The following is a 238-nucleotide window of genomic DNA, read 5'->3' on the forward strand; positions in this document are numbered from 1 at the left end:
GTAAAGTCAGCTATTTCAAAGGTTAGGGAAGGACCCCGGCCAGAATATGCAACAAACCCAGAATACAGGATTGCTATTCGGAGTTTAGTCGTTAGTCGATTTATAAAAAACTTTTCTTGAGAGGAGGTGAAAATATGAAAAAAGAGTGGAAAACTCCGGTGCTAGAGACACTGGATATTAATATGACTATGGCATCAGGATATGAGGGCTATCATGATGAAGCTTACAATGGTGAACC

Annotated in this window: 1 protein-coding gene; it reads left to right on the plus strand. The window is 39.9% G+C overall.

Features of this window, described 5'->3' with window-relative positions:
- Positions 1–134: 134 nt before the first annotated feature.
- On the plus strand, positions 135–238 hold a 104-nt coding region (locus KVT37_RS34125), incomplete at its 3' end, for a paeninodin family lasso peptide (RefSeq protein WP_217579085.1).

The organism is Mesorhizobium sp. GbtcB19, assembly GCF_019091085.1.
Lineage (GTDB): Bacteria > Pseudomonadota > Alphaproteobacteria > Rhizobiales > Rhizobiaceae > Mesorhizobium.